The organism is Pseudoalteromonas atlantica (genome assembly GCF_043641955.1).
Lineage (GTDB): Bacteria > Pseudomonadota > Gammaproteobacteria > Enterobacterales > Alteromonadaceae > Pseudoalteromonas > Pseudoalteromonas atlantica_A.
Window position 1 is genome coordinate 386,965 of record NZ_JBHZRV010000001.1, and the last position, 19,788, is coordinate 406,752.

At 36.3% G+C, this 19,788-nt stretch carries 13 protein-coding genes; 5 read left to right on the forward strand and 8 right to left on the reverse strand.

What is annotated here, in order from left to right:
- Positions 1–236: 236 nt before the first annotated feature.
- Positions 237–1,199 (reverse strand): transcriptional regulator, encoded by a 963-nt coding sequence (locus ACHUE3_RS01620; RefSeq protein ID WP_394189520.1) that lies wholly within the window; start codon positions 1,197–1,199, stop codon positions 237–239.
- Between the two features lie 14 nt (positions 1,200–1,213).
- Positions 1,214–2,452 (reverse strand): AAA family ATPase, encoded by a 1,239-nt coding sequence (locus tag ACHUE3_RS01625; RefSeq protein ID WP_058559432.1) that lies wholly within the window; start codon positions 2,450–2,452, stop codon positions 1,214–1,216.
- Between the two features lie 772 nt (positions 2,453–3,224).
- Here ACHUE3_RS01625 and ACHUE3_RS01630 point away from each other — a divergent pair.
- Positions 3,225–4,442 carry a replication protein A gene (locus tag ACHUE3_RS01630; RefSeq protein ID WP_394189522.1) on the forward strand — a complete coding sequence of 406 codons (1,218 nt, stop codon included), beginning with the start codon at positions 3,225–3,227 and terminating at the stop codon, positions 4,440–4,442.
- A 137-nt stretch (positions 4,443–4,579) separates the two neighbouring features.
- Here ACHUE3_RS01630 and ACHUE3_RS01635 read toward each other — a convergent pair whose 3' ends face one another.
- Complete coding sequence (locus ACHUE3_RS01635) at positions 4,580–5,455, reverse strand: DNA replication terminus site-binding protein (RefSeq protein ID WP_394189524.1); 876 nt, start codon at positions 5,453–5,455, stop codon at positions 4,580–4,582.
- Positions 5,456–6,765: 1,310 nt separating this feature from the next.
- Here ACHUE3_RS01635 and ACHUE3_RS01640 point away from each other — a divergent pair.
- On the forward strand, positions 6,766–8,115 hold the full coding sequence (locus tag ACHUE3_RS01640; protein ID WP_394189526.1) for a class II 3-deoxy-7-phosphoheptulonate synthase: 1,350 nt from the start codon (positions 6,766–6,768) through the stop codon (positions 8,113–8,115).
- A gap of 64 nt (positions 8,116–8,179) precedes the next feature.
- Here the strand turns inward: ACHUE3_RS01640 and ppsR are convergent, their stop codons facing one another.
- Positions 8,180–8,989 carry a posphoenolpyruvate synthetase regulatory kinase/phosphorylase PpsR gene (ppsR, locus tag ACHUE3_RS01645; RefSeq protein WP_394189528.1) on the reverse strand — a complete coding sequence of 270 codons (810 nt, stop codon included), beginning with the start codon at positions 8,987–8,989 and terminating at the stop codon, positions 8,180–8,182.
- A gap of 154 nt (positions 8,990–9,143) precedes the next feature.
- On the opposite strand from ppsR, the gene ppsA reads away from it, so the two are divergent.
- A complete protein-coding gene (gene ppsA / locus ACHUE3_RS01650; RefSeq protein ID WP_394189530.1) occupies positions 9,144–11,522 on the forward strand; it encodes a phosphoenolpyruvate synthase in 2,379 nt (792 codons plus the stop codon).
- 58 nt (positions 11,523–11,580) lie between these two features.
- On the opposite strand, the gene ACHUE3_RS01655 is transcribed toward ppsA, so the two are convergent.
- Positions 11,581–11,790: a PGPGW domain-containing protein gene (locus tag ACHUE3_RS01655; protein ID WP_394189532.1), complete on the reverse strand. Its 210-nt coding sequence runs from the start codon at positions 11,788–11,790 to the stop codon at positions 11,581–11,583.
- A 144-nt stretch (positions 11,791–11,934) separates the two neighbouring features.
- Here ACHUE3_RS01655 and ydiJ point away from each other — a divergent pair, with 144 nt between their 5' ends.
- Positions 11,935–14,979 (forward strand): D-2-hydroxyglutarate dehydrogenase YdiJ, encoded by a 3,045-nt coding sequence (gene ydiJ / locus ACHUE3_RS01660; RefSeq protein WP_394189534.1) that lies wholly within the window; start codon positions 11,935–11,937, stop codon positions 14,977–14,979.
- A gap of 49 nt (positions 14,980–15,028) precedes the next feature.
- On the opposite strand, the gene ACHUE3_RS01665 is transcribed toward ydiJ, so the two are convergent.
- Together ACHUE3_RS01665 and ACHUE3_RS01670 are read right to left on the reverse strand one after the other, a co-directional pair.
- Entirely contained in the window at positions 15,029–16,231 is a 1,203-nt protein-coding gene (locus tag ACHUE3_RS01665) for a cation:proton antiporter (RefSeq protein ID WP_394189536.1), read from the reverse strand.
- Positions 16,231–17,442: a tyrosine-type recombinase/integrase gene (locus tag ACHUE3_RS01670; protein WP_394189538.1), complete on the reverse strand. Its 1,212-nt coding sequence runs from the start codon at positions 17,440–17,442 to the stop codon at positions 16,231–16,233. Before ACHUE3_RS01670 ends, ACHUE3_RS01665 begins: the two co-directional genes overlap by 1 nt.
- A 132-nt stretch (positions 17,443–17,574) precedes the next feature.
- Here ACHUE3_RS01670 and ACHUE3_RS01675 point away from each other — a divergent pair, with 132 nt between their 5' ends.
- Positions 17,575–18,138: a lipid-binding SYLF domain-containing protein gene (locus ACHUE3_RS01675; protein WP_394189540.1), complete on the forward strand. Its 564-nt coding sequence runs from the start codon at positions 17,575–17,577 to the stop codon at positions 18,136–18,138.
- A gap of 182 nt (positions 18,139–18,320) precedes the next feature.
- On the opposite strand, the gene ACHUE3_RS01680 is transcribed toward ACHUE3_RS01675, so the two are convergent.
- Positions 18,321–19,736, reverse strand: a complete 1,416-nt coding sequence (locus tag ACHUE3_RS01680) for a GGDEF domain-containing protein (RefSeq protein ID WP_394189542.1) — start codon at positions 19,734–19,736, stop codon at positions 18,321–18,323.
- Positions 19,737–19,788: the final 52 nt, after the last annotated feature.

Consider the following 19,788-nt stretch of genomic DNA (forward strand, 5'->3'; position numbering starts at 1 on the left):
ACAAGATATATACAACTTAATAACAAGTAGGGGGGCTTACAGATCAGTTTTTTACTAAGGGGATAGAGTTTTAAGATCAAATCGAATTTAAACACGTATATGTGGGTAAAAATCTGATCCAAACAAGGTGAATTGGAGGAAAAGAGGGTTTTTAGATCAAATTTTTACTAACATTGAAAGCTCTGAGATCATACTTTTACTAACTTAAGACAGACCTCAGATCAATATTATACTAACTAATTGAACGCTTTTAGCAGTTTGGTGAGCTGTTCTAAACGTTTGTCAGTCATCACTTTATTATCAATTTTTATAGATAAATCGCCGCTTTTAAAATTTCGCTGAACACTTACAAAATCGTTTTCTAAAACAGCTTCTTTACGACCAACAGTTTGTTCTTGGGCTGTTAATGCCTTGGTAATAGCCATCGCACGTTTGTCGTCTCCTTCAATTAGTAATAATTGAGGATCGTTAGCTACTTCTTGAACAAGTGCATCAAACGTTTCTGAATCTCTTTCTTTGGCTGCAATAAGCTTTTTAGCAACTTCACGACCTACATGATTAGCTGTAGGATAAAGTGCTAACACCGCTGCAGGCAGGTTCTCATAGGCTTTGATTGCATCAGCAACTGCAGTATGTGAAACCCCTTCGATTGCAGATATTTCCCTGTAAGAACCCTTTTTCCCCTGGCTGATCAACTCATCTCTGGTTTGTTGATAGGCTTGGCCTAACTCCCATAGACTAGGTGCAATATATTGATCAGACGAAACAGCCAGTATTTTTGCATCTGAATCAGTAAAATCAGCAGAGCTAAGGACAAGATAATCTGCATTACTTAAAATACATGCCATTCTACGTCGAGAGCCCGCCAGTACAAGCATTTCATCGCCTTTATCCCAACACAGTGCAGGATGCTGATTACGGCCGTCATGTGCAATTGCAGGTAATATGTCAGCGACTGACTTTTCATTAAGTAGCGCCTGCACTCGACGGTTTTTACCATACACTTTAGTATCGGGTTCAATCTGCGAGTGAGGGATAACTTTACAAGTTAATGTGATTGAACGAGAAGGATCGCTTGGCGCAGGCATTTTTATTACATCGCCAGCAGAAGCCTGTTCTAACAGCTCATCCAAATTACTGTTACCAATTGTTGTTGCAAATGGGTCTAAGCGGGTGTCGTTTTTGCGTTTTTTTGCCATTTTTATTAACTACCTTACTTAGGGTTTTTAAGTTGAGATTGGGTAGACTGCCAATTCGAGCGAATTAACATCTCAAGTTCATCAACAACATCTTTAATGTTTTCTTGTGCGCGAATCAATGATTCTCGACTTGCTAAACTATCAGACGTTTTTTGATCGAAAATAGTATTAAATGAGGATGAACTCGCAGTTATAGCTGAACTGTGATTAATAGGGTAGCTCATGACTTGTCGACCAAACGCACTGCGAACATCTTTTACAATATCACGCTGAGAGTGATTACCTTTTACATAATTGGTCACTAAGAACTGCATAAAATCCCAGCCTTCATGGCCTAAGGATGCAACAGTATGATAAATCTCACCTAAACGTTTGAGGTATTTATTATTTGCATCAAAATCAACGGCTTCTGGGTGAACCGGAATTAACATGGCTGTAGATGACATTAATGCATTATAAAACATAAAGTTAAGAGATGGTGCTGTATCAATTAGAATGATATCAAATTGGTCTTTTACTGGGTCAATAACCTTTTCTAATAACTTATGGTAATGGCGTGTTTTATCATAACTCGAACTATCTTTAAGCAAGGTTGCCGTTTCATGCTCAAAGTAAAAATCATCCATACCTGATGGCAACATTCTAATATTAGGAATGTGAGTTGGTAAAAAAGAGTTTGATACTAAATCTTCCCATGTCTCGCCTTTATCAAGCTCAATGCAATCACGCATTAAATCACCCACAGTAATTGGATCTGGCTCGCTGGGTGGAAAAAAGCTTGAAGAAGAACCTTGAGGGTCTAGATCGATTATACCGATTCTATAACGTTTAATATTTGTTGTAGCTAGTGCTGCAGCTATATTAACCATACTTGTAGTTTTACCACAGCCACCTTTTAAAGAGTTGATAACAATAACTTGTAGTTTATCTGACTCAGAGCGATGATCAGGCTTAATATCCATGATATCAGCCATAGCAAAAATATTAACTAACGTGTAAGCATAATGACCGTTCGCACCCCGTTTAATATTAAGTTCATCAAAATCACCGTTATCATGACGGCGTTTTAAAGTGCGATTATTACAACCTAAAAGATCAGCTGCTGCTTTTTGAGTGTAGGTTCTTAACTCTTTCTCTTCAGATTTCAAGTGGGCACGATAATGCTGGATACGTCCTTCTAAAGATTTTTCAGCAACTTCTGCGGTTGCTTTTAAAAGCCGGTAAGTGGCTAATGCATTATTATGAATTGACATGCTTTATTCCTCAAAGTTATGCTATAAGTATAATGTCCATTCAATTGACTGTAAACAACTATTTATGACGACATCACTTTTAATAAGTAGACATAAAAAATTAATTTATAGATATAAAGTTGCTTAGTATAAATAAAGAAGTTTAAATATGGTTAGAGTATAAGGTAATAAAGGCTAAGAGTTATAAAAGGTGGTATAAATATATGATATTAATCAATAAAAGGTAAAAAATTGGATCATGTTTATACTACGTTAAGATCAGATCTCTTATAACTGCCAGATCATGATAATACTAAGCTACTTTTTAACTTTGAAGTTATGCACATATTAAACACAATATTATGCACATTTTTAATGCCTAAGATCCGATTTTTACTAAGTAAAATAGAAAGTTATACACTTATAGCTATGTAAATGTAGTGAGTAAATTAGTATAGATCTGATCTGTAGTAAGTACAGATCAGATCTATGCTAACTCAGAACATGTTTATACACAGGGCTATTTAAATTATCTCTATTTTGTCGTGTAATTTTAACTGAAATAAAGTTTTTAAGTGACATACATACACTTGGAGTTAGTAAAAATTCGGTTTATAAGTGGTCGCTTAGTAAAAATATGATCTCAAACCAGTAAAATAAAACTAGCTTAGTAAAATAGTGATCTGAAAATTTATTTTAAACTCAGATCAAGTTTATACTAACTTAAACATTTAACTTTTAGCTTTATATGTGTTGTTATTAGCTGTCGCAATAAAATTTGGAAATAAGAACAATGAGCCGAAAGGTCAACATCTCGGTAGATAACTTACCCGATACATTACGGGGACAAATCCACGGGGTGGAAAGTGCAATCGATAATGAAAGTTTAGCTTTATTTACAGATAATAAAGATGTTCGTATTTCAATTGAAAATGCGGCCCACGGATTACGTGCTTATTCTAATACTTTTAATCATTATGATTTATGGGGACGATTTGTTCGTTCTGGCCATAAAAAATTGCCATTAGAAGAAGCACCGAAAAAAACCATTATTACTCGTAAGATATCTGAAAAAGTAGATGGCATTTTGTATGACGGTGAGATTAAAATAACTCCGGCAGTGGTAAGTTCTCGAAAAGATGGTGAAGATGTTGAGTATTTAGTTTGGCCATCTGATCGTGAAGAAAAAGTTGAACGTGCACTTATTCGTTTAGCCTCTAAAGGTAAGATTGTAAAAATCAATTTTAAGTCCGGTATTCAATACGCTGTTGTTTTTTCAATGAATGAATTGGCGCAAGAACTTAAAGCTGTTGGCCAGTCAATGCCATATCCACAAATCAAAGAAGCATTAGAAGCATTACAAGGTTCTAAACTATCATTTAAATATTCTGCGACGGATACAAAAAATACAGATATCGATGATTCATTTTACGAATCTAATATGAACTTTTTATCATCATTACATTTCAGTGGTAAAAAAGGGCAGGGCGGTAATGTTAAATGTGTTGCATGTCTTAACGCATTTGTTCATAACATGATTGATAATTTAGAGTACAAAGGTTATTACTTTAATAGTGCCCAAGAATTAAAGCGCGGTTTGTCGCGTTGGATGATGTTACGTTTATATCACCTTTGGCGATATGCTGCTCCAGGAAAAACCTACCATTTTAGATTGTTATCGATTATGGAAAAATATGGTTCGATTTATTCAACTGATGATATCACTGAAAATAAACTCAAAGCATTACGTCGTGATATGACGACCACCATGAAAGATTTAATCGAAAAAGGCGCTATTTCAGAATACAGTATTACTAATGTTAAAGATGATAAAACTGGTAATATTATTGATTACACCTATGAGATGCATCCTTCTGATCAATTCTGCGATGAAATTCTTACGCTTAATAAACAAAATAAACGTATTGAGATACAAGGCGGTAAGCGAATTGTTGAAAATGCAGTGTTGATAGATGAAGATAAAATAGAAGAAATAGTCGAAGATAATTAATTATTAAAGCCTTTAGTTATACTAAAGGCTTTTTTGTATTAGCAAAGGGAATCATTTTTTTCAGTAAACACTACTAGTTATATAAAATTAAAATAAAGCGCTATTTAACATAATGCAAAATGTGAAATAGCTATTGATCAATCCGTTACTTGCTCTAAATACAGCCTATCCACTAAAAAATCATACTCTTTTTTTCTTGGGTGACTTTGAGGTTTTATATAATTTGGCAAAGTGCCGAGTTTAACATCTGGTTCTGGGTTTATCAGAATAAAAGGCAACGCTGCACTAACATGATATCTATTTTGCGCAGTGTATCTTACATTTACCTGCGGACTTACTCTAGTTGGCCTGCGAATTCTCAGTTTTTCTTTATCCCCCAAACTTGCAACGCGAACTTGCTCTTGGGCAACAAGCGCTTGCCAACTATGTTGATCGATCATCCTTGGGTTAGAATAGCCAGCGGATTTTTCAAGCATTGCTAATGCCATTTTCTTTGTTAATGTTTTAGTTGCATGCTTGTGCATCCAAGTAAAGCGAACTGAGAAAGGGGACTCATGTTCAAAATGAACCTTTCTGTATGCCGCAAGTGTAATTAAGTTTGGAACAGCATTATGAACTGCTTCAAAACGAGCATCATTATTATCAATCGACAATATACACTCTTTAAAAGCCGCTTTTGCTTTATTTAGCTGCTGAATACGTGCAATAAGGTTTTCTTTATTCGTATTCTTTAATACTAACAATCCAGGATGTCGTTTAAGAACGCGGGAACTAAACCCTGACTTTTTATATATATCAGTAAAAGAATTTAAAATTGACCTGTGCGCAATTTCACCTGTTTGTTTGGTCACTTCAATAGTGTGTGGAACTATCTTTTCATCATTACTTTCCGTTTCGGGCAGCTGATAAAATTCAGCTTTTGAATATTCACATTCTTTCAAATCTTCTATAAATAAATTAGTTAGATCATTTAGCAAATCAAATTGACTGCGTATTTGTATTTTAGAGGCCATGAGAACACATCATACTAAATCGTTACCTGTAGCATATCACTTTGCAGAAATTTTTCTATCTTTTTTGTTAACCCGTTATTTAATCTGCTGTGATGCTGAGATTATATAAATGGTATTTATGTATGATGTGTTCTTTTATAGCATTAACATTATTTACTAGATGTTTTTAATATTAAATCTTTAGCTGTAAAACTCAGTTACTATATGAAGTTTGAAAGGTGATTTTATTACTTCCAGTAAGAAGTTCATTCTAAGCTTAGCAATGATGTATGCTTGTAGAACCTTCATCAGAAGTCATTAAAGTCATTTTCTAACCAGGAGGAGTGCATGCATATACTAAGCCTTGAATGCACAAAAAACTTTCGTAGATCTTGTTGCTAAGGTTAATATATGTGGCAACAGCTAAGGATATATTCTAAAAACGTACTTTTGATGCCTGTATTTCAATATCTTCCGAAGGCTGAGGTAATACAATTGTCCAAGGCGGTAGGGCTATATAGTTTGTACTTAGGTAAAGAATATAATCTTTACCTACGATGAGCCGTTCTTGAAGCACATTAATAACAATTAAAATGTGAATGATTAAGTGTAAAATATAATCGACAAGCTAACTCTGAGATATTCAATTTTATAGGAATATTCACAATCTAAAAATCCCAATTGCACTTAGGCGATTCTTCGCCTGCTATCTCAGAATAATATGCTTAATCTGAGGGTGACTAATATTAATGATGTAATTTGAAAACAGGTTTAAAAGAGAGTCTTAACGAAACTTTAAAACATTGCTTTTGTGCATTCATAAGTTTAATGACTGAACATTAGTTATTCATGGTAAATAGTGCAGGAATGCATAGTATTTTAATTGATGTAACCCTAGGATGTTTTACTCATCACACTATTGGTTCAATAGTTAATTACCTTTTTCATTGTATAACCCAAACCTGCTCCACTAGCACAATAATTAACACTTTTCCATTTTTTACTTAATTTGGTTAATTAATGATGTAAAGCTGAGAGTACATTTACTACATTGTGGTGTATGATGTGTTCTTTATTTTTAATCTATACAGTTATCTCTCTAACGAGAGTTGTAAATGGCCTATATTTATTCCTTAATATATTTATATCAATAACTTAATAGTTTTATTTTTGCTTTAAAATCGCAATACACATTTAAATTGATGTGCAAAACAGACTTTTAATTTATGTCATAACTAAATAATTGATAATACGCGAATATAGTCCTTGAACAGGGGGGCTGCATACGTTAATTTCTTTGTATCAGGTAATAGTAGGAATGAGGAAATATTATGCAGTCGTGGAATCCAAATAGCTGGAGGGAACACCCAATAGTCCAGCAACCACAGTATCCAGATCAAGATGCGCTTAAAGCCGTAGAGAGTCAGTTAAACAGTGCACCACCACTGGTATTTGCTGAAGAAACACGTAGTCTATTTAAACAACTTGAAGATGTGTGTGAAGGAAAGGCTTTTTTACTTCAAGGCGGAGATTGTGCAGAATCATTTAGTGATTTTAATGCAGCAAATATTCGCGATACATTTAAAACACTTCTTCAAATGGCCGTTGTACTTACTTATGGCGGAAAATGCCCAGTTGTAAAAATCGCTAGAATGGCTGGCCAATACGCAAAGCCTCGCTCTGCAGATTTAGAAACAATTGACGGCGTATCACTTCCTTCGTATCGCGGCGATATAATTAATAACTTCGAATTTACCGAAGAAGCACGTATACCCGATCCGCAACGTTTGATGACTGCATATCACCACAGTGCCGCTACTTTAAATTTACTAAGAGCATTTGCACAAGGTGGTTTAGCAGATTTACATCAGGTCAACCGCTGGAACATGGGGTTTGTCGCTGCCAATCCGCTAAGAGAAAAATACCAACAATTAGCAGATAGAATTCAAGATGCTCTTGAGTTTATGGAAGTCTGTGGCATTAACTCTTCAATAGCACCTAGTTTAAAAGAAACATCTTTATATACTTCACATGAAGCATTACTGCTTGGATATGAGGAAGCATTAACACGTCGCGACCATTTATCTGGTGACTGGTATGACTGCTCTGCTCACTTTGTCTGGATTGGTGAGCGCACACGTCAATTAGATCATGCTCATATTGAATTCTTCAAAGGCATTAAAAACCCAATAGGTGTAAAAGTGGGTCCTGGTATGGAGCCAGATGAACTTATTCGTTTAATTGATGCTGTTAACCCAGATAACATACCAGGCCGTCTAACCTTAATCACGCGTATGGGTGCTGATGTACTACCAGAAAAACTGCCTGCACTTGTTCGTAGAGTTCAACAAGAAGGCCGTAAGGTAATTTGGAGTTCAGACCCAATGCACGGTAATACCGAGAAGGCAACTTCAGGGTATAAGACTAGAAGTTTCGATAATATTTTACGTGAAATCAGCCAGTTTTTTGCTGTTCATAAATCAGAAGGTTCTTATGCCGGCGGTGTACATCTTGAAATGACAGGCCAACACGTCACTGAGTGTACTGGTGGTGCTTATGGTTTGTCTGATGACGACTTAGCACAACGTTACCGCACACAATGTGACCCGCGTTTAAATGCTGACCAAGTATTAGAGCTCGGCTTCTTAGTTGCTGACTTACTAAAAGACGCACGAAAATAAGAAATTTAATTTTAAGTATAAAGCCACTATCTAGTGGCTTTTTTTATATTTAAAATTAATTAAGTTAGTACTTACGTCGCTCAAGGTTAGTATCAGATATAATTTTTGCAGATATTTCTTCTACTGAGTGATTTGTTGAGTTTAAGTATGGTAACTTGTATTTTTTATAGAGCATCTCAACTTCACGAACCTCAATACGACACTGTTTAAGTGATGCGTATTTTGAGTTTGCCATTCTTCGTTGCCTGATATCAGCAAGCCTGACAGGATCAATAGTTAGGCCAAAAAGTTTATGCTTATAAGGCATTAAACATTCTGGAAGTTTACCCGTTTCTAAATCATCTTCAGTTAATGGGTAATTTGCGGCTTTGATACCGTATTGCAAAGCAAGATATAAACTAGTTGGGGTTTTACCACTTCGGCTAACCCCAACTAAAATGATGTCTGCCTCTGCATAATTCTTAATATTCGCGCCATCATCATTTGTTAAAGAGTAATTAACAGCGTCAATTCTAAAGTCATAGTTTTTTTCATGTATTGAATGAGTGCGATGTACTTTAGGAACAGGCGCTACTGCAAGCTCTTGTTCAATTTTGTCACTATAGGTTGATAAAAAATCGTAGCTAACGGCACAAGATGAATTAATAATTTCACTTAGCTCATGATTAACGAATGTATAAAATACAAAGGGCTGCTCACCATCTCGTTGCGCTGTTCTATTAATTAGCTCCTTTACTTCTTGTGCCTTAGTTTCAGTTTCAACAAAGGGAATTGTTTTATGATTAAATTCAACAGGGAAAAGCGACAATGTTGCATGACCAAAAACCTCAGAAGTAATGGCTGTGCCATCAGAAATATAAAATGCAGTTCTCATATTAACCTTTTTATTACCTATTCACGTAAATTGGGGCTTCATACGGTTTACGTATGGACTGTTGCCAGTGTAGAATGAAGGTGACCTTTTTAGAAGGTTTTCTTTCTTAACTCTCACAGTTAATACTACAATTTGTTTTTTGGAGAAAGATCCCGTGCAAGAATACGTTCTCTGGTATCAAGAGCTTGGTATGCAAGATGTTCCACGTGTTGGTGGTAAAAATGCCTCACTCGGTGAAATGATTTCAAACCTAGCAAACGCTGGTGTTCAAGTCCCAGGTGGCTTCGCAACAACAGCTGATGCATTTAATGAGTTTTTAGAGCAATCAGGACTCAATGCAAAAATTCATGACATCCTAGACACACTCGATGTAGATGATGTAAATACACTCGCCAAAGTTGGTGCTGATATCCGTCAATGGATAATCGACACACCATTCCAGCCTAATTTAGACCAAGCAATCCGCGAAGCATACAGCCAATTACATGGTGATGCCGCAGCCGACGTTTCATTTGCAGTTCGTTCATCTGCAACTGCCGAAGATATGCCAGACGCTTCTTTTGCAGGCCAGCAAGAAACTTTCCTTAATGTTCGTGGTATTGACTCGGTAATGGTCGCCATTAAGCATGTTTTTGCCTCATTATTTAATGACCGCGCAATTTCATACCGAGTTCACCAGGGCTATGATCACCGAGGCGTTGCGTTATCTGCTGGTATTCAACGTATGGTTCGTTCTGATAAATCATCGTCAGGCGTAATGTTTAGTATTGATACTGAGTCTGGTTTTGAAGATGTAGTATTTGTAACATCAAGCTACGGCTTAGGTGAAATGGTTGTACAGGGCGCTGTTAATCCAGACGAATTCTATGTACATAAACCAACTCTTGCAAAAGGTAAGCCTTCAGTTGTTCGCCGTAATATCGGCTCTAAAGCAATTCAAATGATCTATTCAGCTGACGAAGCCCATGGCAAACAAGTTGAAATTGTAGATGTTGATAACGCGCTTTCAAACAAATTCTCAATAACAGACGCTGAAGTAGAAGAACTTGCTAAGCAAGCAGTGATCATTGAAAAACACTATGGCCGCGCGATGGACATCGAGTGGGCTAAAGACGGTAACGACGGCAAACTTTATATTGTACAAGCACGCCCAGAAACAGTTCGTTCTAATGAAGATACAAACGTTATGGAGCGCTTTCAATTAAACGGCTCGAGCAACGTTGTCGTTGAAGGTCGCGCTATTGGTCACAAAATTGGTTCTGGTACTGTTCGCGTACTCAATTCAATTGCTGAAATGGACCAAGTACAGGTTGGCGATATCTTAGTTACTGATATGACAGACCCTGATTGGGAACCTATCATGAAACGTGCTGCAGCGATTGTTACTAATCGTGGTGGTCGTACATGCCATGCTGCGATTATTGCGCGTGAACTGGGTATTCCAGCTGTTGTCGGTTGTGGTAATGCAACCGACTTAATCACAGCGGGTCAAGAAGTCACTGTTTCTTGTGCTGAAGGCGATACTGGTTTTATCTACGAAGGTATTTTAGATTTCGAAATCCTCACCTCTCGTGTTGATAAAATGCCAGAATTACCAATGAAAATCATGATGAATGTAGGTAATCCTGATCGTGCATTTGATTTTGCACGTCTACCACACGCAGGTGTTGGTTTGGCCCGTGTTGAGTTTATTATTAATCGCATGATTGGGGTTCATCCTAAAGCACTATTAAACTTTGATGCTCAAACTGATGCATTAAAAGACGAAATCACTGATATGATTGCTGGCTATGATTCGCCGGTAGAGTTTTATATTTCGAAGTTAGTTGAAGGTATTTCAACACTAGGTTGTGCATTTGCACCAGAGCGCGTAATCGTTCGTATGTCTGATTTTAAATCAAACGAATATGCAAACTTAGTAGGTGGTCAGCAATACGAACCGGAAGAAGAAAACCCGATGATCGGATTCCGTGGAGCTGCTCGCTACATTTCGGAAGATTTCCGTGACTGTTTTGCTCTAGAATGTGAAGCTATTAAACGTGTTCGTAATCAGATGGATATGACCAACATTGAGATCATGATCCCATTTGTACGTACACTTGAAGAGGGTAAACGTGTAATTGAACTACTTGAAGAGCATGGCCTTAAACGTGGCGAAAATGGCTTAAAAGTAATCATGATGTGTGAGCTTCCTTCAAATGCTTTATTAGCTGAAGAGTTTTTAGAATACTTTGATGGCTTTTCAATCGGGTCGAATGACTTAACACAGCTAACATTAGGTCTTGACCGTGACTCTGGATTAATTGCTCATTTATTTGATGAACGCAACCCAGCTATTAAAAAGCTATTATCAATGGCTATTCAAACAGCAAAAGCAAAAGGCAAGTATGTAGGTATTTGTGGTCAAGGTCCTTCAGATCATGAAGACTTTGCAGCTTGGTTAGTTGAACAGGGCATAGACTCTGTTTCACTTAACCCGGATACAGTACTTGAAACTTGGTTATACCTTGCTAAAAAATTAGAAAGTAAATAATTACTTACTATTGAAAATGCCAGCGTTTACGCTGGCATTTTTATTCTTGGTATGTACATTATCTAGCAAATTTTTTGTCTAAAAAAGCGCAAGACTTAGATAACGCCTTTTGACATAGGCTCAAGTAATGACGGGCTTTAGGGTAGTAAAACGAAAAACAAAATAACCCAGCAATAAAAAATATCAAAGAAGGGCCTGGCACAACCGCAAAAATTAGTCCCAAAATCATAAAGAGACTACCAACAATTATTAACAAACACTTTTTCATCGTAACCTCCAAATTTGCATTATAACCAGTATAATAAACCACCGTCTAAATACGATAAAAAGAGTGTTACAAACTGTAAAATCTTCAACTTATTTTGAATGTTAGCGTGATATAATTAAACAAATGTCTTAATTTATCACCGTCATGATAGCAACTATAAGTCAACAAGATGCCGCGACTGATTTAGTCGCAACTTACCTAAAAACAATAACTAAACAAGGTTTTACTGGTGATACTGATGCCAGTTATGCTTCACGTTTAACTGCTGCTACAGATAACAGTATCTACCAACAAATACCGCAAGGTATTATTTTTCCTAAAACTGAAAAAGATATTCAAATAGCGCTGCAAACAGCATCACATGATCCCTATTTATCGTTAACTTTTGGTCCCCGCGGTGGTGGTACAGGCACAAACGGGCAGTCATTAACGCCTGGAATTGTTATCGATTTATCACGTTATATGCGTGAGATATTAGAAATAAATGCTGAAGAAGGTTGGGTACGCGTGCAAACCGGTGTTATAAAAGATCAATTAAATGATTTTTTACGGCCTTATGGTTTCTTTTTTGCACCAGACTTATCAACAAGTAATCGAGCAACAATTGGCGGCATGGTTAATACAGATGCTTCAGGCCAAGGTTCACTTGTATACGGTAAAACCAGCGATCATGTTTTAGGGTTAACAACGTATTTAGTTGATGGTACTAAAATGTCGACCACGCCAATTGATATTGATAAAGCTCAACTGATTGCTGAGCAAGACACTGTTATTGGTAATTTATACTCAACGGTAATTGATGTAGCTTTAAATAATCGCGACGCAATATTAGATAAGTTTCCTCGCCTTAATCGATTTTTAACTGGCTATGACCTAGAACATGTCCTAAGTGATGACTTACTTACATTTGACATGAGCCGTTTAATAACAGGTTCAGAAGGCTCTCTTGGCATAGTTACTGAAGCTAAATTAAACATTACACCTATTGCTGAATATAAAACGCTAATCAATATAAAATACGATAGTTTTGATTCAGCACTTCGCCATTCACCTTTTTTAGTTGATGCGCGCGCTACATCAGTTGAAACTGTAGATAGCAAAGTACTTAACTTAGCCCGTCAAGATATAGTATGGCATTCAGTATCGGACTTAATAACCGATGTTGAAAATAAAGATATGCAAGGGCTCAATATGGTTGAGTTTAATGCCGTCTCACCTGAAGATATCAAAGATAAAGTAGACACCTTGTGTCGTTTACTGGATGAATGTGTTCTACATCAAAAAAATGGTGTTATTGGATATCAACTTACCAGTGATAAGTCCGATATTTTAAAAATTTACGGCATGCGTAAAAAATCAGTTGGTTTGCTTGGTAATGTTAAAGGTTCGCAAAAACCATTAGCCTTTGCTGAAGATACAGCGGTACCACCAGAGAACTTAGCTGATTTTATAGTTGAGTTTAGGGCTTTGCTTGATAGCCATAATTTACAATATGGTATGTTTGGTCACGTTGATGCGGGGGTTCTACACGTTAGGCCCGCACTTGATATGTGTGATCCACAGCAAGAAAAACTTTTACGTGTGGTCTCCGATGAGGTTGTAAAGCTTACAGCTAAATACGGTGGCCTAATGTGGGGAGAGCATGGTAAAGGCTATCGAAGTGAATACGGCCCTGAGTTTTTTGGCGAACACTTATTTAATCAATTGCGTATTATAAAATCTGCTTTTGACCCACGAAACAGAATAAACCCCGGTAAAATATGCACTCCTATAGAAAGTGAAGACTCACTTGTAAGTGTTGATGGTCAAAAAAGATCTTGGTTTGATAAGCAAATATCTATTGACGTTAAAACCAGTTTTAACAATGCAATGACCTGTAACGGTAACGGTATTTGCTTTAATTATGATCAAAACTCACCAATGTGTCCTTCATATAAAGTAACGGGTGATCGCCGTTACTCACCAAAAGGCCGTGCGGGTTTAATGCGTGAATGGTTACGTTTGCAAGAATCTAAAAATATTGATTTACTTGAAGTCGAAAAGCAGCTTAACCAAGGAGAAGTTATTACTTGGTGGGAACGCTATCAACACAGCCGAGATAAAACCAAAGGTGTGTATGACTTTTCTCATGAAGTAAAAGAGTCAATGGATGAATGCCTAGCCTGTAAAGCATGTACAACAGCTTGCCCGATAAAAGTAGATGTGCCCACTTTTAGATCGCGTTTTTTAAATTATTATCATAGTTATTACGCCCGTCCATTAAAAGATTATTTAGTTGGAAATATTGAAAATAGCGCACCTGTTATGGCTAAGTTTTCAAGTGTAATAAATCCGATTGTGAATACTAAAATTGTATCAAAGTTAATTGAAAAAACTGTCGGGTATGTTGATACACCCACTTTAAGCTCACCTCGTTTAGACAAACGCATTAACAAAGAACATAGATTTAATTTTGATAAATTATCAACGCTTAGTGCAGAACAACAAAATGAGTATGTATTAATTGTACAAGATCCATTCACGAGTTTTTACGAAGCTGAGCTAGTCGAAAGCTTTATAAAAGTGATTACTGCGCTTGGTAAAAAACCTATTTTATTACCGTTTAAACCAAATGGAAAACCACAACACGTTAAAGGTTTTTTAAATGAGTTTAAAACAACTGCAAAAAATGCAGCACAATTTTTAAATTCACTTTCAGAAATAAATGCGCCTCTTGTCGGTTTAGATGCATCATTAGTAATGTGTTACCGAGATGAGTATAACTCTATTTTGGGTGATGATAGAGGTGACTTTGAGGTAGCACTTGCTCATGAATGGCTGGCTAAAGAATCATTCAAACCATTTGCTGATCAAATAAAAAATGAAACTAACTTTACACTGTTAAGTCATTGTACTGAAACAACGGCAATGCCAAGTGCAGCAACTGTATGGCAAACCATTTTTTCTGATCTAGGTTTACAATTAAATACAACGGCAACGGGTTGTTGCGGAATGGCCGGCACGTATGGTCACGAAGTACAAAATCAAGAAAACTCACGTGCTCTATATAATATGAGTTGGCAGGGTGTTGTAAGTAAACATAAGCCAGAGCAATTACTCGCAACTGGTTTTTCATGTCGTAGTCAGGTAAAGCGCTACGAAAAATTTAAACCCAAGCACCCCATTGAGTTACTTGCCAAAATACTTTAAATATTTTTAATTTTAAAAGGCGATAAGGTTTACTTAGCGCCTTTTAATTTCATTTATTAGAATAGCTGTCAGCAATTGGTTTAGTACTCATACCATGAATAAACACACTCAATAAAATAGTTGTCATCGCAATAGTAGCAACCTGAAACTTATTTTCAATTTGTGTATCAATCACCATCATTGTAAAAACGATCGACGCTAAACCTCGCGGGCCAAACCAAGCAAAAGTAAACCGCTCTTTTATTTTTAACTTGGTAAATTGTAAACTTAACATCACCGGTATAATTCGTAAAATGGTTACACTCAACATTGCAAAAAGGGCAACTTGCCAATTTAAATTTGGAAGAACTATATAACTACACACAAAACCAAATAAGCACCAAATTAACAAACCGATGAAGTCCGCAATATGTTCGCTGTCTTCAACAAGCTTTTCTCTTAAGCCTTGCTCTGTAAATCTATCAAAAATTAAACCCGCCACAAATACAGCAATAAACCCGCTACTGTGAACACTTTGCGCAATTGAGAAAATTGTTATTACCATACCTATAACTAAAAATGGACTGGTATTATTTGAAAAATAATGACGTTGCATCGCAAACTTTATCATAGGTATAAAAACGCCCATGGCAGTTATAGCAATAACTATTGCTAAACCAAGTTCACGCGCAAAAACTTCCGCTACCGATGAAATTGAAATCGATGTTGTAGGCTCTTGTGCCAGCAACATTAAAAGTAAAAAAACTGGAACACATAAACCATCATTTAATCCACTTTCAGTATTTATCCCTTCACGTATTTTTTCTGGTACATGCTTACTATTTAGAATACCTTTGCTTAATGCCGCATCTGTGGGGGTTAAAATAATTGCAATCAACGCAGCTTGCACTAATGTTAGCTCTGTAAACATAAAGCTCGCAACCGCAATTCCTGAAAACAATGTGAGTGGCAATGCTAAAAATAATAATAGGCTAGGGTATTGAAAACTATGCTTTAAAACTGAAAGCTTGGTTTTTGCAGCGTCAGTAAATAAAAATATGCTCAAGGTTAATTCTATTAAGGGTAATAGCTTATTCAGATCAGCACTAAAGTATTTTGCATCTCCAGAAGTGTCAGGGATAAAAAAAGCAATCAGCATCCCTATTAAAACAAAAAACATCGGGCCGGTTACTTCAACTACTTCCAGCTGTCTGATAGAAATTGAATAGACCAAAAAAGCTAAGCCAACACTTGCTAATACAAAGTATTCCATCAAATTTTCCTTTTAATTCCAGATTTTGCGCGCTCTTTTATATTCGTTTGAATATATATTTGATCTGTCGTCGCTATTTTCGCATGACCCAAATCTTCAGATAAATGTTTTAACGGTCTCGTTTGTGCATCATGGGTAGCGCCAGTATGACGTAACCAATGTGCAGTTGCCGATTCTAATTGTTCTGCATCATCCGTAAAACCATCATCTAATAACGATTGCTTTGCAAGATCAAAACTTTGTTGAACGAGTCTTCTAATTTGGCGAACAGTCATGCCACCTTGACCGCGAATTTTATGAACAAGTGGATCTGATTCATCAACACGGGGCAGGGCAGTTAACCCTCTGTATAACCTATATCGTTTTAAGTATTCTATAAAATCTTCACTTAAAGTAACGTCTCTCAATTTATTACCTTTGCCCATTATTCGCAAAAACCAAAAGCCGTCGTTGTCTTGCCAAAAGTGTGACATTACCGGTGACCACTGTGGGCGCTCTGATAATTCTGAAATACGTAGATATAAACCTTTTAAACAGGCTAAAGTAAAAAGATTTCTTTCAAAGTTAGGTTGTTGTTCACATTTATCGCGGGTAACACCAAAAACATACTCCCATTGTATATCACTTAATGTGTCTGGTATTTTAATCTGCGATTGAACAACCAAATATGGACTATTCTTTTTAACAACAGGAACAAAGTTTGCGAATGTTTTTTCTTCTAAAATTGCAAATTTATAAAATACGTTCAGTGCAGTAAACATAGCAGCTAATGTTTGTTGGCTCGCAATTGATTCTTTGCGCATAAAAGGGCGCCAATTTTCATTCAGCCTTCGTATTCCTTGCTCATCTTTATAGCGCCATTGTACAGAGGTAGTTGCCCAGGCTGAGTCGGGCTCAACCATAAAATCCACATAACCTTCAATATCTTCACGCTTTAATTCGAAAACTGACTTCTCGGCCACAAGCCAAGACCATAAATAAAATCGCTCAAGCTCATTACGAAAACGATTATAGGTCGCTTCAGATTTTCGGCCGTATACATATAAAAATTGATATAAAAATACCAGATCATCTTTTGATTCAGCCACAGTCAAGCCAATCTGCTGTATAAAGGTGTTAAGTTCTGGGTATTCTGATTGCAACGTATCATCTTCAAGATGAGCAATTTGATACCGTAATTGTTTTAATGTATCGACCAAAGCAACAAGCATATTGAGCTAATTTCTATTAAAATAAATTAGTTACAGTTTAATATTTAAGTCCGATACTGTCTAGTATTGGACATTAAACTAATGCAAACTGTTGTTTAGTTATTGCTATTGTCCGGTGTTCAAGGAAAGCATATGAAAAATTTGATTGTTTTAAGTTTAGTTACACTAACTTTAGTTTTATCTGGGTGTGCTACAACAGGTAGCGCTTCGCCAAATGAAAAACGTAATTTAGTACAAAACATGCGTGCAGATACGTTAGCTAAATTATATACACAAAAGCCCGATGTGAAACAGCAAATTGCAGGTTCTGCTGGTTATGCTGTATTTGATAACGCCAATGTAAATGTTGTACTTGCCAGTTTTGGTGGTGGTTACGGTGTGGTAAAAAATAACCTTACTGGAAAATCGACTTATATGAATATGGGTGAGGCCGGTTTAGGACTTGGCTTAGGTGTTAAAGACTTTAATGTTGTTATGGTTTTTCATAATCAAGACGCAATTAATCGGTTTATTGAAAATGGCTGGGCATTCGGTGGAAATGCAGATGCAGCCGCAAAATACCAAAATCAAGGTGGAGCTATAGCTGCTGAAGCCATTGCAGATCAAGTTACAGTGTATTCTTTAACCGAAAATGGCCTTGCATTACAAGCTGTATTAAAAGGCACTAAATTTTGGCTAGATTCTGAGCTAAATTAAGCCTTTAAAACCCTTCTAAAAGTGGGCTAGTTCGTATGATTACGCCCACTTTAATTTAATTAAACCAATTTAACATAACGTAATTTATGGGTTGTTATTCATAACTTAGATTTCATCTTCAAAAATCAAACTTATTAACTTCACGTTATCCAAATATCCCATGCAACTTTGTTTTACAACTCTTATGCTATATACAATATGGATTTATTCCGACCAGACTCTTTTGCTAAATAAAGTGCTTTATCAGCATTTGTCAAAACAGTATCAATACTTTCGTTTTGTTCAGCTTTTGCAATACCTATCGATGTTGTAACTTGGCCATAAATTTCAGTGTATCCAGGGATATCTGTTCTCTCTATAGCTGCTCTTATTTTCTCAGCTGCTTTTTCTACACCACCTTGATCCGTATTTGGCATTAGAGCAGCGAACTCTTCACCACCCAACCTGCAGACAGAGTCTATCTCTCTTACATTGTTTTTTAATGTATTGGCGATGGCAATTAAAACTTTGTCACCAATTGTATGGCCTGCTTTATCATTCACAGATTTAAAGTGATCAATATCCATCATTAATATATAAGTTTCAGCTGTAGTCTTTACATTCTGCTGAAATTCTTTATGGGCTAAATTCATAAAGTAACGTCTGTTAGCTATCCCCGTTAAACTGTCATGTGTTGCCGCTTGTAGTAATGCCAATTCTGCAGCGCGCCTTTTCTCATCAATTTTTTCCTGAAATATTGCACTCGTAATAATCAATAAAATTATAAACCATGAAATCACAACAACGTATAAACCAAACAAATCTTCTAGTTTTACTGAAACCAATGACTGAATAAATAAATAGCCAATTGTTATTGGAACAAAGTACCCTATTAGTACTTGAAATCGTGCGATCCGCCCACCAATATGCGGTGATAATAATGCATGTACAGCACCATATTTTGCATGAATAAACAAAACACTTAGGCCAAGAAAAATACCATAGGTCGTTTTTAGTATTGACATATTCCCAAAGAAACTTTCAATACCATAGGCATATCCAATGATTGACAGCATTGGCACAGCTAAACCGACAAAAGCTGTAAATTGCGCAATCATTACTTTATTCAAACTACCAAATAACAATGCGCAGGATAAACAAACCATCATGATCGCTGTATTTATGCCCATTGAATTAGACAAGCCAGCACTCACTTCTGAACGTATAGTTTCTGAAAAGGGTGTAATTTTACTAGTAAGAGTAGTATTAAAAGTAATATCACAGATCACCATGAGTGACGTAATTAATGCAGCGATTGCCAACAAGGGATTTAAAATTGTAAAGTTTTTTTTATGTTCTAAAAAGACACTGAAACCAATGAGTATAATTGTAATTGCAGTAAGTGGGTGCGTTGCTGAGCCCCCGACTATCGGCCTATATAATTGTGGTGCGGAAAAAATGTAACCTGAGACAGATAAAAAGGAAAGTAAAATACAGCCAAGCGCTAATGCTTTTGCGACAATTTCCACATAGCGCGTACGTTTTTCATAAGCTATGCTTTGCTTTTCGTTTTCAAGTAAATCTATTGTGCTAAAAGCCATAACATGATGTTTCTTCATTCGAAATCAACTAGTTCAATGATAGTTGAATCATAAAAATAAGCAATTGCAA

Bases quoted from the DNA above. Each gene is read 5' to 3' on its own strand.
- ACHUE3_RS01635 (WP_394189524.1), bottom strand. From the start codon at position 5,455: ATGGCCTCTAAAATACAAATACGCAGTCAATTTGATTTGCTAAATGAT.
- ydiJ (WP_394189534.1), top strand. From the start codon at position 11,935: ATGATAGCAACTATAAGTCAACAAGATGCCGCGACTGATTTAGTCGCA.
- ACHUE3_RS01620 (WP_394189520.1), bottom strand. From the start codon at position 1,199: ATGGCAAAAAAACGCAAAAACGACACCCGCTTAGACCCATTTGCAACA.
- ACHUE3_RS01630 (WP_394189522.1), top strand. From the start codon at position 3,225: ATGAGCCGAAAGGTCAACATCTCGGTAGATAACTTACCCGATACATTA.
- ACHUE3_RS01655 (WP_394189532.1), bottom strand. From the start codon at position 11,790: ATGAAAAAGTGTTTGTTAATAATTGTTGGTAGTCTCTTTATGATTTTG.
- ACHUE3_RS01640 (WP_394189526.1), top strand. From the start codon at position 6,766: ATGCAGTCGTGGAATCCAAATAGCTGGAGGGAACACCCAATAGTCCAG.
- ACHUE3_RS01665 (WP_394189536.1), bottom strand. From the start codon at position 16,231: ATGGAATACTTTGTATTAGCAAGTGTTGGCTTAGCTTTTTTGGTCTAT.
- ppsR (WP_394189528.1), bottom strand. From the start codon at position 8,989: ATGAGAACTGCATTTTATATTTCTGATGGCACAGCCATTACTTCTGAG.
- ACHUE3_RS01625 (WP_058559432.1), bottom strand. From the start codon at position 2,452: ATGTCAATTCATAATAATGCATTAGCCACTTACCGGCTTTTAAAAGCA.
- ACHUE3_RS01675 (WP_394189540.1), top strand. From the start codon at position 17,575: ATGAAAAATTTGATTGTTTTAAGTTTAGTTACACTAACTTTAGTTTTA.
- ACHUE3_RS01670 (WP_394189538.1), bottom strand. From the start codon at position 17,442: ATGCTTGTTGCTTTGGTCGATACATTAAAACAATTACGGTATCAAATT.
- ACHUE3_RS01680 (WP_394189542.1), bottom strand. From the start codon at position 19,736: ATGAAGAAACATCATGTTATGGCTTTTAGCACAATAGATTTACTTGAA.